Origin of the sequence: Secundilactobacillus paracollinoides DSM 15502 = JCM 11969 (genome assembly GCF_001311135.1) — a bacterium.
GTDB lineage: Bacteria > Bacillota > Bacilli > Lactobacillales > Lactobacillaceae > Secundilactobacillus > Secundilactobacillus paracollinoides.
In genome coordinates this window covers 1-14,021 of record NZ_BBAG01000009.1, presented here as the reverse complement: position 1 = coordinate 14,021, position 14,021 = coordinate 1, and the positions used below count along the sequence as shown (strand labels likewise).

At 48.3% G+C, this 14,021-nt stretch carries 10 protein-coding genes; 7 read left to right on the top strand and 3 right to left on the bottom strand.

Annotation, left to right across the window (positions count from 1 at the left end; translation table 11 throughout):
- Positions 1-2,251: 2,251 nt before the first annotated feature.
- Positions 2,252-4,318 carry an alkaline phosphatase family protein gene (locus tag JCM11969_RS05110; protein ID WP_054709046.1) on the bottom strand — a complete coding sequence of 689 codons (2,067 nt, stop codon included), beginning with the start codon at positions 4,316-4,318 and terminating at the stop codon, positions 2,252-2,254.
- A 705-nt stretch (positions 4,319-5,023) separates the two neighbouring features.
- Between JCM11969_RS05110 and JCM11969_RS19725 the strand changes: the two genes are divergently transcribed.
- From JCM11969_RS19725 to JCM11969_RS05085, 6 genes are all read left to right on the top strand, one after another.
- Positions 5,024-5,557 (top strand): LysR family transcriptional regulator, encoded by a 534-nt coding sequence (locus JCM11969_RS19725; protein WP_082409186.1) that lies wholly within the window; start codon positions 5,024-5,026, stop codon positions 5,555-5,557.
- The gene (locus tag JCM11969_RS19720; protein WP_054709043.1) at positions 5,554-5,877 is read left to right on the top strand and encodes a LysR substrate-binding domain-containing protein; all 324 of its coding nucleotides are present in this window, start codon (positions 5,554-5,556) and stop codon (positions 5,875-5,877) included. Before JCM11969_RS19725 ends, JCM11969_RS19720 begins: the two co-directional genes overlap by 4 nt.
- Positions 5,878-6,098: 221 nt before the next feature.
- Positions 6,099-6,626, top strand: a complete 528-nt coding sequence (locus JCM11969_RS05095; RefSeq protein ID WP_225353148.1) for an ABC transporter permease — start codon at positions 6,099-6,101, stop codon at positions 6,624-6,626.
- 276 nt (positions 6,627-6,902) lie between these two features.
- Positions 6,903-7,937: a taurine ABC transporter substrate-binding protein gene (locus tag JCM11969_RS05090; protein ID WP_054709037.1), complete on the top strand. Its 1,035-nt coding sequence runs from the start codon at positions 6,903-6,905 to the stop codon at positions 7,935-7,937.
- Positions 7,938-8,090: 153 nt separating this feature from the next.
- On the top strand, positions 8,091-8,225 hold the full coding sequence (locus JCM11969_RS20320) for an ATP-binding cassette domain-containing protein (RefSeq protein ID WP_369523197.1): 135 nt from the start codon (positions 8,091-8,093) through the stop codon (positions 8,223-8,225).
- Positions 8,226-8,233: 8 nt separating this feature from the next.
- Positions 8,234-8,740 (top strand): ABC transporter ATP-binding protein, encoded by a 507-nt coding sequence (locus JCM11969_RS05085; RefSeq protein WP_263850011.1) that lies wholly within the window; start codon positions 8,234-8,236, stop codon positions 8,738-8,740.
- A gap of 647 nt (positions 8,741-9,387) precedes the next feature.
- On the opposite strand, the gene JCM11969_RS05080 is transcribed toward JCM11969_RS05085, so the two are convergent.
- Together JCM11969_RS05080 and JCM11969_RS05075 are read right to left on the bottom strand one after the other, a co-directional pair.
- Entirely contained in the window at positions 9,388-10,299 is a 912-nt protein-coding gene (locus JCM11969_RS05080; RefSeq protein WP_054709034.1) for a LysR family transcriptional regulator, read from the bottom strand.
- Between the two features lie 125 nt (positions 10,300-10,424).
- Complete coding sequence (locus JCM11969_RS05075) at positions 10,425-11,963, bottom strand: AMP-binding protein (protein ID WP_054709031.1); 1,539 nt, start codon at positions 11,961-11,963, stop codon at positions 10,425-10,427.
- A 952-nt stretch (positions 11,964-12,915) separates the two neighbouring features.
- Here JCM11969_RS05075 and JCM11969_RS05070 point away from each other — a divergent pair.
- A partial coding sequence (locus JCM11969_RS05070) for a KxYKxGKxW signal peptide domain-containing protein (protein WP_156319259.1) occupies positions 12,916-14,021 on the top strand: 1,106 nt, incomplete at its 3' end.

The window sequence follows — 14,021 nt, the reverse complement described above, 5'->3', positions numbered from 1 at the left end:
TTGACCCTGACATTTGGCCCTGATACCACCAAATGGATAGTCGGTTATTTAAACTTAACTTCGCGCTGCAGTTAGAACACCATTACTACCTGTATTGAGACCATTGTCCAAGTGTCAGTATGGGGGTGTTATCAGACAACGATTCCCACCAATTTAGCCGGCTCCTAACCCCATTCTAACTTAGGCTAAGTTGCACAAGAATCGTTGCACTGGGAACACCACCGATTTAGAGCCTCACTCACGGGCACCTTTGAAACGTTGTGGTAATCCGAGCTAGTCAGATAAATTGGCTGATTTGTCACAGTCTCAGCCATCCACTGATTTCAAGCAAATGGTCGCCAAATGTCACATTTCATTTTGCGCTGCAGATTACTTCTCGCAGGTGATGGTGACCATAAACGCTTAACAAAGGTGCAGCCGTTGGATCAATCAACGACTAATTTCTAAATCGGACAGGAGTCAGCTATCTGTGCCGAACAGGCAGTCAGGTGGTTGGCCCTCGTGACAGCCTTCTTGGCGGCTGCGATTTTAAAACTCGCGCTGGTCGCGGGTTTTAGGGTTGAAATGCCAAGCACGATGTAGCGAGCCTGATACGGTGAGGCTGAATGCTGGGCATCGTAGCGGAAAAGAGTTGATTGCTCACTGTTTGACTAACAGAATGCCTAAGGACAGCTGTTTTGTTTGACGCAATGAACCAAACACGCGCTAAACAAGGATATGCAAGTATCGGTTTTACCATGGGCTGGTAGTGGTCTTCCCCCCTCATTTGCACCACTATCCCTGTGACCTGTTATCGAGTAGAATCGAAGCAGCATGTCAAACAGCACTAAGGCACTTTCCTATTCTGCCAAAGGGTACTTAGACTGTTAGCCAAGCGAGACGAGATCAACTCCCGTCAGTGCCACAGTGAGCGACTCGCGACAGGCAAGCTAAGAGTGCAGAGACGCTATCGTGTGAGGCACCAACGAGTGGCTTGATGGGTTTCATTGTGATCAAGGCTATCAGAAACGACCATTGAGGTGTCCTTCATGTGAAGGATAAGTTTCAATCTCTTACCAATCATTCCGGAGGTCGGGTGGGGGATTGACATGAGAAATCAGGAATGGCGCTGATAACGACAGGTCTACGAAAGAGAGATCAAAGACTGGTCATGAGTGTGTTCCGGAAACTAAGTGCGTGGCATTTTGTCACAGGCGTTAAAGTGAATAGATCCCCAGCGGTTCTGAAAGGAGCTGATGGGGATTTTTAGAGCGTGGAACAGGGCGGTCTAGGGGCGGTGTGTAACGGACTCTGGCAGAAAAGTCCGGGCCTGACTTTTCTGTCAGAGTCCGTTACACGTTAGCCCCGTGCCCTGTGAAACGCGTTTCAGCACAGTGGCCTAGAAGGCGGAAGGTAAGCAACTTTGGTCAGAAAAGTCCGGGTTTGACTTTTCGGTCAGCCACCGTTACACGTTAGCCCCGTGCCCTGTGAAACGCGTTTCAGCACGGTGGCCTAGAAGGCGGAAGGTAAGTAACTCTGGTCAGAAAAGCCCAGGTCTGACTTTTTGGTTAGCTGCCGTTACACGGAAGCCCCGTGTGCTGTGAAGGCTCTTTCCACTATTTGGTGAGGCAAATAGTGCTATCATGCCACTTCACTGCGTTGTTCGGCCTGCCTCACTGAGGTGGTGTCGTTTCTGCCTGCAATGCTGAACGGCTGCACTATGCTACATAGATACCAATCCTCATAAGTATGGCAGGGACGCAGTTAATTAAGCGTTACTATCGACTAGCACATTATAAGAAGCATTGCTGTTAATGGTCTGACCAGCAGTCGAGAGCGGATTCGTCGCAAACTTGGTTTAACGCCATTGTGATGTCTAACCAGTGCTAAAAGGTAACTCAACGTCAGTGGAATGCAGCAATTTGGCACGGAGCTGTGGTGTCGAGATGACTTGGCGAGGGTTCTTTCCTCGCTTAGTCATCTGCGAGACGATTGAGATCCACTCGAGAGCCGCGCAGTGGGAATCGAGTTAGCTCAATCGCGAGCCACCACACGGAGTGCCAAATTGCGGAATGGAACGGACTATCACCATCCATTGGAAAGACTCCCTGTGAAACACGTTTCAGCTACATAAAATAGCGCCACGCAAAATCCATTTTCAGAATTTAACGCGACGCTATTAAACAATAAAAATACCAAACATAACCTAAATTAAATCAGGAAACAACGACATTAAAGCCTCAGTAACAATTAAAGAACGATCATTCTAAAATTAATCCACCCCAGCCAGAATCTGATAAATCGGCGCTCCTTCAGCCTGGGCCGGCATCCGTACACCCAGCAACGTTGCGATGGTTGGCGTCACATCCACTTGCCGGATGACGCGATCAGTAGTGAAGTCAGTCTTCACGCCCTGACCGGCAGCAATGAACACGGGCAACGTCGAGGTACCAAAGTAGCCTTCAGCAGTGGTCAGCCCGTCACCATGCAGGCGATTGAAACCTTCCTCGACGGTGAAGAAGATATCGCCGCATTCGGGCCCGCTGACACCCAAAATAGCGGCGTCTTTATTCCGCATAGCGATGCCCACGACCCGTTTACCAGTCACGGGATCACGGTAGTTGTAGAGGTCGGAAATAATTTTATCTTCGAGTTCGTACTGGTCCTTAGGGTCGACGATACCGTGCGCATCCCGGCCCTTTACGTTGACGTAGATGTAATTGCTGCGAATCTGCACTGCGGTCGTCTTTGTCCAGTCCACTTCGTCGATCTCGTTACCCGCAGCGTCTTTCTTGAGGGTCGTATAGCCAAGGTCTGCCATGACCTGGACGTTTAACCCACCATATTCCCCGAGAATTGGCGGCACGTTTTGCCCGACCAGCAACCCGTGATCGGAAACGACAAAGATGGTGTAGCCCTCATCTAGAAAGTGACAAAAGCGGCCGAGATAGGCATCCGTTTGAATGTACACACGTTCAATAAACGATTGATAAACTTTCTCATCGGTGGCCTTCCATGGATATAGCGTTTTAGCGAGGTGCCATAATTGGTGGCCAGCGCAGTCGACATTGTGCAGGTGACTAAAGACGGCGTCGAAGTGGTCGTGTTCAATCAGGTATTCAATACAGTCAGCTTGCCATTGACAGTAAATGTCCCAGGAAGGCAGAAAGATCTGGTCGACAAGTTCAGCATCCTCGCCGCCAATCAAACTCACGGGTGGCACTGGCCCAACATTTTTGACGATCTCTTGATATAGGTCCTTTGGCTGCCAAAGCATGTCATTCGTGGTGTCTAACGCGTTACTGATCCAAAGACGTAGGGTCTGGCCGTCATCGCTTAATTCCAGAATCTTGTACGACCGGCAACACGGTTTCGTTTCACCGTTTTTGGTGGCGTCATCGATGATACCGGAGACCATTTCACCCTCAGGAATCGTCACGAACGTTTCGTTAGCGTTTTTGGTGCGAGAGAGGGTCACCGTATCATATTTTCCGGCAGCGTTCTTTGTGATCAGCCCGTAACGCACTTCCTTACCAGCGGAGATCATCAGTTCAAACTGTAACGCGTCAGCGGGGGCGTTTTCCCAGTCATCGGCTGGTTTGATCGGGGTCATCACAATGTCGTAAGCCACCTTTGCGCCGATCATCATCTCGGTGTCTTCCAGTGATTTCACGTAGGTGCGGATCTCGCCACCTTTTCGTGATTCGTCGCCCCACCAGATCTCCATCATTTCATCTTCGTCGTCCGCGTCCTCATTTAATTTCTTTGAGGACACGACTTCTTTGAGGTTGGTGATGTTGCAACCGACACCCGCCGCTTTTTCGGTGTGGGGGATGAACTTAGGAGTGTCCAGATCACCAGACCCATAGATGATCTTTTCCCAGTCCATTTGAGCAACTCCCATGTTCACGGAACCGGGTTGGGTGCCATCGACCACGCTCAGGAGCGGATTGGTCGACGTTGCGGGCCAGGAACAACCAGGCCAGTGCCAAACGAGGGTTTTGAGTTTATCTTCAATGGTACAGTTCCAGATCTGTTCGGCCTTGCAGTTTCGTGAGTCCATGTTGTAAACGACCGCGTCCAGACTATCGGGGGATTGGCGCCAGTAGTCGGTGATCCCATGGGTACCAGGGTAAGCGCCGGTCGCTAACGTGGTCCAGCAAGGCGGGGTGATCGTTGGGTGCGCCCCAAGCATTTCCAGTCCTGATCGGGATGATCCAGCTTCCAGAAATCTTTTAATATGCGGTAATTTACCTTCTTCAACCATGCGGTGGGTCGTTTTAGCGTCCATGCCATCGATGCCAAGGACGATCATTTTTTTCGCTCGTGCGTTTGTCATATATGAATAACCTCCAGTTGTGATGAAATACGTTGGCAGCATCATGTGAGTCATTGGTGCTTGTGAACTGGTTTCATGATAGGGAGGTTAGCTGACGTTTGGTACCCCCTGGTTATCGATAGGGGGTATCGAAATGAACGTTGGGTCAAGGGCCAACAAAGCTTAATAATCAGGGATATTCGGACAAATCGATAGGGTGAAATCCTTAAGAAAATAGGCCGATTTTATAAGTTTGCCAAGCGGCCAATAACGAAATCGAATCGGGTCGCTAGGCGGTCAGTCACTTGGTTTATTGCGTCTAAATTGCCACGCATCAGGAATTATGATAGTTATTGTGTATGGCAAAACGATTGTAATTTCAAGGGATTATCGGTATCTTTTAAGTCATGCGATGCCGGTTGGCCGGTGAATCGCAGCAACGTGATTAAGGGAAGCAACATGTATTGGGTTGAAACAGGACGAAGGACCAGGGTCTTTAGTAACAACACTATGCCAGCAACTGGTGTTTAGTCCTAAAAGAAGATATGACCGTTATTCGGCGTACTAGGGGTGTTAATTACAGCCTTGGTACGCTATTTTGTTGGCCAAAACCTGATATCGGAGTGTGATCATATGAAATTGGAACAACTCTATCTATTAAATGACGCCGTTAAATGCGCGTCGATTTCTCGAGCTGCCAAACAACATTACATGGCGTAGTCATCGATCAGTCATGCAATCAGCAGTCTAGAAAAGGAGCTTCAAACACCGCTGCTGACCCGTAATTGTACAGGGGTGACCCCAACCGCTGCCGGTCGTGCCATCCTAAAGGAGGCCCAGACCATTTTTACGGGTGTCGACGCCATTAAACAAATTGCTGAGGCACAGCGGGGGCACGCGCAGGTGGCGTTTGCCTGTCTGCCGTGTCTCAATGACTGGGTGATTCCGAACACGCTCTGTCAGTTGCGGCAGTCACTGCCAGAACTCGCGGTAAGCACCACTACCGCAAACAGTGGGGCAATCGTCGATCAGGTGCGTGCGGATGGCGTGCCGTTTGGCATTGTCATTCAAGATGCGGACGATGGCCAACATCGCGGGGTGACCTATCAGCCGCTGTTTCAGGACCAGTACGTCCTCTATGTCGGCCGCAGATCGCCGCTGTATGGCCGTGAGATGATCACGTATGCAGATGTGCTTGCCCAACCGTATATTGCCTACCGTGATGAATTTCAAACGCGTAACGGCGGGGTGACTGCATGATTGCGCAGCGACCGCGACCGAACGTCCAATTTCGCACGGATAGTTTGGCCGTCATGAAGCACCTGATCGCCAGTGATGACTATGTCGCCTTTTTTCCACGGTATATGTCACAGCAGGATAGTTATTTACAATCGGGAGCCATTCAACGCTTAACGGTGGTGGATCAGCCGCTGACATTTACGGTCAGTGTTGTGCGCCGTCGTCAGGTGGCCTTGTCCTCTCAGGAGACTGGGGTTATCGAAAATTTAGAAAAGGTGATCAGGTCGGCGAAATTGAACCCAACTGATCTAAAGGAAGGTGTCCCGCTATCACAAAATTAAACCATCATTATCTACTAAGCCTGTCAACGGCGGTTATCGTAATCATTCTCTGGTTCGCGTTTACCTGGAATGGCCATGTTTCAAGTCTGATCATTCCCTCGCCAAAAACAGTCTGGGCGACCTTTCTAGACCTGCTGCAAAACGGGTACAAGGGCTACACGCTCTGGCAGCATCTGTGGGCAACACTGCAGCGGCTATTTATTGCTTACTTCTGGGCGGTCATGGTTGGCATTCCACTGGGGCTGCTGAGTGGCTATTCACCACGGGTCAAAGCCATTTTTGAACCGGTCATTACCTTTCTGCGGCCGTTGCCGCCACTGGGATACTACACGATCATTATTTTGTGGATGGGCACAGGTAATCTGTCAAAGATCCTCTTACTGTTCCTGGGCGCTTTCGCACCGATCTACGTCTCGTGTGCAGCGGGCGTCAGCCGAGTTCGAGAGGACTATATTTTAAGGGCGCAGACCCTCGGGGCAAACAAGTTTCAGGTCTTCACCCACGTCATTTTTCCGGCATCGTTACCGGATATCTTCGTCGGCCTGCGAAACGCAATGAGTGTCGCGTATGCGACATCGGTTGCGGCAGAAATGGTGGCCGCGGGCTCAGGAATCGGCTGGATGGTGCTGGATGCGAGTGAGTATCTGAGAAGCGACGTGGTGTTCGTTGGCATCATTATTATGGGCATTACGGGAATTTTGTTGGATGCGATATTGTTGTTTGTGGAGCGGAGAGTGGTGTTTTGGTAGAGAGTGCGGAACAAGGCGGGTTAGGGGCGGTGTGTAACGGACGCTGGTCTAAAAGTCCGGGCCTGACTTTTAGACCAGCGTCCGTTACACGTTAGCCCCGTGCCTTGTGGAGCACGTTTAGACAATGTAATTTATCCCCGCGTCGCAATCCCCAAACAAAAACAACCCCCCCAGAATCCAAACCAAAAATTCCAACCACAATCTCACTCAAACAGCTTATTCAATAGCACAATTTTTAATCCAAATCCAAAAACCAAAATCAGGAGAACCCAAACAATGAAAAAATCACACATCCTCACCGGTATCCTCACCATCTGCACGATCGCATTAATCCTTTCAGGATGCGGCAGTTCCTCCAGCAGTTCCACATCAAGCGGCAAAAAGGATCCCCAAACGGGCGAAACCTATCCGAAAACAATGAAGATCGGCCTGATGGAGGGTGGCCCAGAATCGGCAATCTTAGCCAAGGAAGGCTATTTAAAGCATCTGGGAGTCAAGGTAAAGACTACCACGTACTCTTCCGGGACAAGTATCAACAATGCCATTGTGTCTAAGGACCTTGATGCCGCCTCGTTTGGCGTTTCACCGTTTGCGCTTGGGGTTTCAAATGGTGTGTCATACAAAGCAGTTGGCATTTCATACGTCGAGAGCGGCAACATCGAAGCACTGGTGTCAAAAAAGAGCATCACGTCACTTAAACAACTGAAGGGTAAGACGATCGGCGTCACATTTGGGACAACTTCTCAGTACGCGCTGGTTAAAACGCTTAAAAAAGCGGGCATCAAGACGAGCCAGGTGACCTTTAAAGATCTGTCTGGGCAAAACATCGTGGCGGATTGGAAGCGCGGCGACATTGATGCAGCCTATACCTGGAGCCCAGCGTTGAACACGATAGAAAAGACTGGAAACGTACTGTCGACAGATGGTCAGTTGAAAAACCAGGGTGTTGAGATCCCAGAAGTTTCCGTTGTTGACACGTCATTTGCCAAGAAGTATCCGACCCTGGTCAAGAAGTATGATCAGGCGATGCTGAAGGTCTATCAGCTCGTTAAAAACAATCCAAAGCAGGCCATCAAGGACGTCGCGAGTTGGGAAGGAATCTCTGAGTCGCAGGCGAAGAGTCAAATTACTGAAAACGATTGGCTGTCGGGCAAAGAACAGGCATCTTACCTGAGCTCTGGCAAACTTGGCAGCATTTTGAAGACGGTTGAAGTCTTTAATAAACAGCAAAAGAACATTTCATCTGTGCCGTCATCATCAACACTGTCTGACGCTATTGATGCCAGTTATATTAAGAAAGCACTGAAGTAATTGAGGAAAACGAGGTGACTGATCGATGGCAACAAAAACGCAAGATTTAATTACGGTTGATAATGTTTCACTAGATTATGGAGGGTCGGATGGCAACGGTTCAGCAATTAGGGATGTTTCGCTAAATATCCACCTGGCGAGTTCGTTTGCGTTATGGGGCCTAGTGGTTGTGGGAAGAGTACACTATTGAAAATTCTGGCTGGCTTTATTAAACCCACTGCGGGCACAGCATCGCTCGATGGTCATGAAATTGACGGTATTGACGCACAACGGGGTGTTGTTTTTTAAAATTCAACCTGTACGACTGGTATTCGGTCAAGAAAAACGTCGGGTTTGGGCTCAGTATGCGTCACGTAGCTAGACAGACAATTGCCAAGGAGGTAGACACCTATCTGGCTGAGGTAAAGCTTGACGGCTGGGGTGATAAGAAGGTCTTTGAACTCTCTGGTGGTATGAAACAACGGGCGGCGATTGCCAGCGCGTTGATCAATAAACCAGAGATCCTGTTAATGGACGAACCCTTTGGCGCGCTGGATGCGCTGACGAAGAATCAGATGCAAAATTTGATTCGCAGGATCTGGGCAAAATCGCATAACACGATTTTCTTCATTACCCACGATGTCGACGAAGCGCTGTTGTTAGGCAGCAGGGTGGTGGTGATGTCAAAGCATCCAGGACGCATAGTGGCAGATTTCCCGGCGCCGTTTACTTCGGATATTTTGCGGGATAAGGATGATGATATTCGGTATAGTGGTGACTTTATGGCGAAGCGGAAGGAGATTTTGGGGATGATTAGAAGATAGAGCGTGGAGGGAGGCGGTTAAGGGGCGGAGTGTAACGGACTCTGGCAGAAAAGTCCGGGCCTGACTTTTTTGCCAGAGTTCGTTACACAGTAGCCCCTTGCCTCCCGGAACGCGTTTACGCAATGTTGACTAGAAAGTGGTTTAAGACATTAAAATCCCCACTCGGAATCTATCATGGATTTCGAGTGGGGATTTTGGATTGTAATGTAAGAGAACTGGCTGGTTATTGCATTGCTGAGTGCAGGAGTGACGGCAGCTTTCTTGCTAGTCAACTGTGCTGAAACGAACTATTGAAAATAGGAGTTGTACCTTGGGCCTGGTGCTTGCAAGAGCCTTTCTAGCAACCGTGCCGAAACGAGCTCCCGGAAAGCAAGGAGTCGCACCTAAGGCCACTTCGACACAAATCCCAAAACCAGGGATTTCTGTCAAAGTGGCCTTAGGCTCCACTCCTTAACCGCTTTCTTCCGCTCTCTGTTTTTAACAGACCGGGACTTGGGCATTTCAATGGTCTTTCTAGCAACCGTGCCGAAACGAGCTCCCGGAAAACTGAGGCTCCTGCATAAGTAACTCTGACACAAATGCCAAAAACAGGCATTTCTGCCAGAGTTACTTATGCTCCGCCCTCAACCCGTTTTCTTCCGCTCTCTCTAATTCAGTTCCACCAAATTAGCCGCCAAACAAACCTTCAGCTCGCTAATAAAGTACTGCGCAACCTCACTCAATTCATGGGTTGCCTGGCGCAACACCACGATTTGATTTTTAGGCACATCGTGCAATGCGCGGGCAATCAATCCTGATTTTTGTGGGGTTTCTAGAATTGCTGAGCCCACCGTGTAGGCATCTGTTTGGTTAATGATGTTGGTCATTGTTGCGCGGTCGTTAATGGCGATGATCGGACCAGAACCTGGAAGCACAAACGGATCATCCGTGAATTCTGAGTAGGTGGCATCCTGCGTAAACCGGATCTGCGGGTACTGGCTCAGATCGCGTTTTTCAATGACTGGCTTGCGTGATAGGGGGTGCTCCTGACGAATGAGAATCTGCGACTGAAAGTTTCCCAATGTGTCATAAACGAGATTGTTTTGACCTAACACGTTGATGATATGCGCTTGGTTCACGTCGTTTAGGAAAACCACGCCAATTTCACTCTTTCCCTGGGCGGTGTCTTGAATGATCTTAGCAATCGTACTCTCATATGCCCGCAGATACTGATAGTTGGGGTAGCGCTCCATAACGCGACACATGGCCGTTCCAATGCCATCGTAATGCCGGGCTGAAACTGAGAAGTACCGGGTTGCCACGGGTTTATTGGTAAATGAATGCTGTAAATTTTCTGTGTCCGTCACAATCTTTCGTGCCTGGTTGACGAAGGCGGCACCCGAGGTCGTTAAAAACGTGCCCTGACGCGTGCGTTTAAAAAGTTGGACATGCAGTTCTGTTTCCAATTTTTGAATACTGTTAGACAGTGTGGGTTGCGAAATAAATAGGGCCTTGGCCGCGGAATGAAAACTGCCGTTGTCGGCGACGGCCAGGACGTAACGCATCTGTTGAATGTTCACGTGATCCCTTCCTTATCTGACAAAATAATGAAGTCACCGAATCTCATGATGACTTATTTCAGGAAAAAGCCTGTGAATGATCATGGCATTCACAGGCTTCAGAAACGGTGTTGTGTGACTGATCACTAGGCTTGGGTATCTTCACTAGCAAGTAATAGCTGGTCGCGTAATTGCGGCCGTAACACTTTCCCGGTGATGTTTCGTGGGAATTCACGCACGAATTCAACGCGGGTCGGTGCTTCAAATTTTGCGAGGTGGTCCTTTGAGTAATCAAAGATGGCCTGGCGCTGGTCACTTTCGTTGAGGCCGGGGGTCGTGCTGACTAACACGGCAGTCACTTCTTCGCCGTAAAGGTCATCTGGCATACCAATAACGGCCAGTTGTTCGATAAAGTCCAGTTCGGTTAGTGTGTTTTCAACCGCAGCTGGGGCAACTTTTTCACCCCCGCGGGAAATGATTTCCTTCTTGCGACCCTTAACAAACAGGTAGGCGTCCTCGTCAAAGTAGCCAAGGTCACCGGTCAGGAACCAACCGTCCTTAAAGGCGTCACGCTTAGGGTCCATGTAGCTGGTGATGACGTGGTCACCCTTGATAACGATTTCACCCTTCACGTTAGCATCGTGGGTGATCTTATCGTCGGCAAGGATCGCAACGTCGGTGCCAAAGGCTTTACCGGCTGAACCGATCTTTGGTGCGTCAAATGGATTGATCGTACACTGACTGGCAGATTCTGTCATCCCGTACCCTTCAACGATTTGGGTGTTGAAGCGCTGTTCAAACAATTCCTTGCGTTCTTGAGGTAACGCAAACGAGCTTGACCGCACGTAACGTAAGTGGATGCCGTCCTTTAGCTTCTCGTAAGCAGCATTGGCTTTCTCGTTTAATAATAGGAAGGAAACGATGGTTGGCACAACTGACACCCAGGTGACGCCATTGTCGTGGACCTGTTCCCAGAAGTGGCTGGCAGAGAACTTCTCAGTGACTAGAACTTTCCCGCCAGACACACGGGTTGCCAAAGTCGTGATGACCTGGGCGTTAATGTGAAACATGGGCATCGTGACCATGGCAACGTCGTTTTCATTCATGTGGTTGCTGACGGCATCGTGTTGTGCGGCATTGAGGAGCATTTGCTGGGTCAGACCAACGCGTTTAGGTTCGCCGGTGGTGCCTGATGTGTTCATGATCAGTCCTAGATCATCGTCCTTAACAGGGGTGGTGTCCGCAGCGTCGCGCTTTGCCAACTGGTTTTCATCCAGGATAAAGTGCAGGTTAGGACTTGTGTGCAGATCTAACAACTGGGTTTTCCATTCGCTGCCAGTCCAGGCCTTAGCGAGTTCAGGCATTAATAACATGCCCGGATAATGCCGTTTTGCACGGTCGTCTTGGAGCTTTGCGATTAGCGTTGATGGTGAAATCGGATGAATGATGATGCCGAGGTTCCACGCCGCCTGATTAATGGCGGGAAAGACTGACGAGTTCGGCATGCAGACTAACACTTGGTCGCCGTGACCGAGTTTGTTATCCGTAAATACTTTCTCTAAAGTTGCGACATCGTCCTTGATATCTTGGCCGGTAAACCATTGTTGCATGGCTTCATCTTTAAACAGATTTTCGGTTAAGTTGTTTTCTAACTGGTCGGTGAGGATGGTGGTTAATTTTGTCATTGCAAGAACTCCTTATAAATGTGAATTATACTGGATTGTCTAGGCATTTTTCCTGGTTGGATCAAGACGCTGCAACGTCGTTTAAACTAGGCAAAACGATGAGTCGTTATCGTCGAAACGGTGCACGTAAATCCATTAGGTGATATGAATGTTAGGATAGCTAACTTAAACTGAGCTTAAAGTTGGCCTACAAGAAAGAGCCAAGATGCTGGCCAATACCCGCTTGTGAAGTAAAACCGGGAAATGTGTCCAGTATTTGGTAAAGAAAGGCTTAAGGCGTGTAAAACGATTACAAGTTCAGTTCAAGTCTCTGAGAAAATGAGCATGAGTCGTTAGAATGGCGTGCGACAAATTAGGTATTTAGATTAATTTACTAACATTATACGAAAAATGAAGCGACAAAAATAGGATTTTTGAGAATATAATTAAAAAATGAGAATGAATAATAGCAAAAATACACGTGTTTAAATAAAAAGACAGTTATTTTTGACTTTATAATTGAATTTCGCTATCATTTTATTGTTATAGGTCGATTGTTTATATTGAATCAAACTAGGTTTAAGTTGTCGCGTAAGTGCGCCTGAGTATACACAATACGCTCATTTTAAATTATTATTTAGTTGATGATAATTGGTATTTATCAACTTAAAATGAGCCATCTGTTTGATTTGAAACAAATGTTTGAGTTTTGTTGATTGTACTTGTTTGAAAGCGCCTTATAATGGAAACATAGGAATTCAACTCTAGCCTCGTTGGAAATTGGTTAGCGACATCAACTACATAACTCATCTTATTGGGGAATGTTTTGTATTTGCATCATTTTATTGGTAGGTATTTTAAATAGGATTAGCGAGCTAGGCATCGTAGCCTAGGCGAGATCGTCTGGAGAATGGTTTCGTCATGTAAGACATCAGTGTTGGGTGTCTGCTCGTGAATATTGGGGGAACGAAAAATGAATAAGCAAAGTGGCACATCGCGGAATCGGCTGTTGCGTGATGAAGGCCAATTAAAAACGCATTATAAGATGTACAAGGCAGGCAAGAAATGGCTCTACGCCGGCATTTCAATGCTGACATTTGGTGCAGCTGTCTTAACTGCGGACATTTCTGCCCACGCCGATCAAACAACTTTGGCGGATACAACAACTTCAGAAACCTCATCCAGTCAATCGCTTGCGGACCAGTCGTCCGTTGTGATTGGCACCGATGGGGATAGTTCTGTTTCATCTAATGATGATTCAGCTGCTAGTTCTTCGAGTGAGACCAGTGAAACAACTGCAAGCTCTGATGCAACGAGAATGGATAGTACCAGTACATCGGATGCCCAGACAACAACAGACAGTTTGAGTGACGCGGCATCATCAACTGCAGCGTCTTCAAGTGACACTGTGACTGACTCTAGTAACAGTGACCAGAATTCTAAAGCAACTAGTGATAATGAAGACACCACGGCAGAGACAAGTGATACGACGGCCGCTACGAAGACGACTGATTCTTCAGCAACCACGACTGATGCCCAAGCGGTTTATGCTGCGGATGGCAGTTTGTCCGATGCAGCTAAAGCTCTAATTGCGGCTCAAAATACTAGTCTTGCTGCGACTACAGACACCACTGATGCGACAACTGGTACAACCGGTGACGCTTCAACGACTGCAAGTATTGCGGACGTAAGTGATCAGGTTGCGAATGCACTGTCGCAATTGCCTGAGGGCACGCTATTTAAAACGTTAGCTGATGGAACTGTTGAGTTTGATTTACCGACTGGGCTTACCAGTACTGAACTTGAAGCTGCTAAGAGCGCACTAGCTAACAGTGGGCTTAAAGGGATTCAGGTGACGAGCGCTGCGGCAGCTGCTACAGGTGGTTGGCGGACTTATAGTGGGGCTGATACTAGTGTAGATACTTCTAATTTAGGCACGGTGGTTGCTACGCCAATTACGATGGCTGATTTTGCATTGATGACTGCTGCTGGAACGGGTGCTTATACAGACGTAAATGGCAAAACAGTTACGGATGCAAGCATCTCAAATTTGCAAGATTATTATAATCAATTAGTTAA

Bases quoted from the DNA above. Each gene is read 5' to 3' on its own strand.
- JCM11969_RS05110 (WP_054709046.1), bottom strand. From the start codon at position 4,318: ATGACAAACGCACGAGCGAAAAAAATGATCGTCCTTGGCATCGATGGC.
- JCM11969_RS19720 (WP_054709043.1), top strand. From the start codon at position 5,554: ATGATTGCGCAGCGACCGCGACCGAACGTCCAATTTCGCACGGATAGT.
- JCM11969_RS05095 (WP_225353148.1), top strand. From the start codon at position 6,099: ATGGTTGGCATTCCACTGGGGCTGCTGAGTGGCTATTCACCACGGGTC.
- JCM11969_RS05090 (WP_054709037.1), top strand. From the start codon at position 6,903: ATGAAAAAATCACACATCCTCACCGGTATCCTCACCATCTGCACGATC.
- JCM11969_RS20320 (WP_369523197.1), top strand. From the start codon at position 8,091: ATGGGGCCTAGTGGTTGTGGGAAGAGTACACTATTGAAAATTCTGGCT.
- JCM11969_RS05075 (WP_054709031.1), bottom strand. From the start codon at position 11,963: ATGACAAAATTAACCACCATCCTCACCGACCAGTTAGAAAACAACTTA.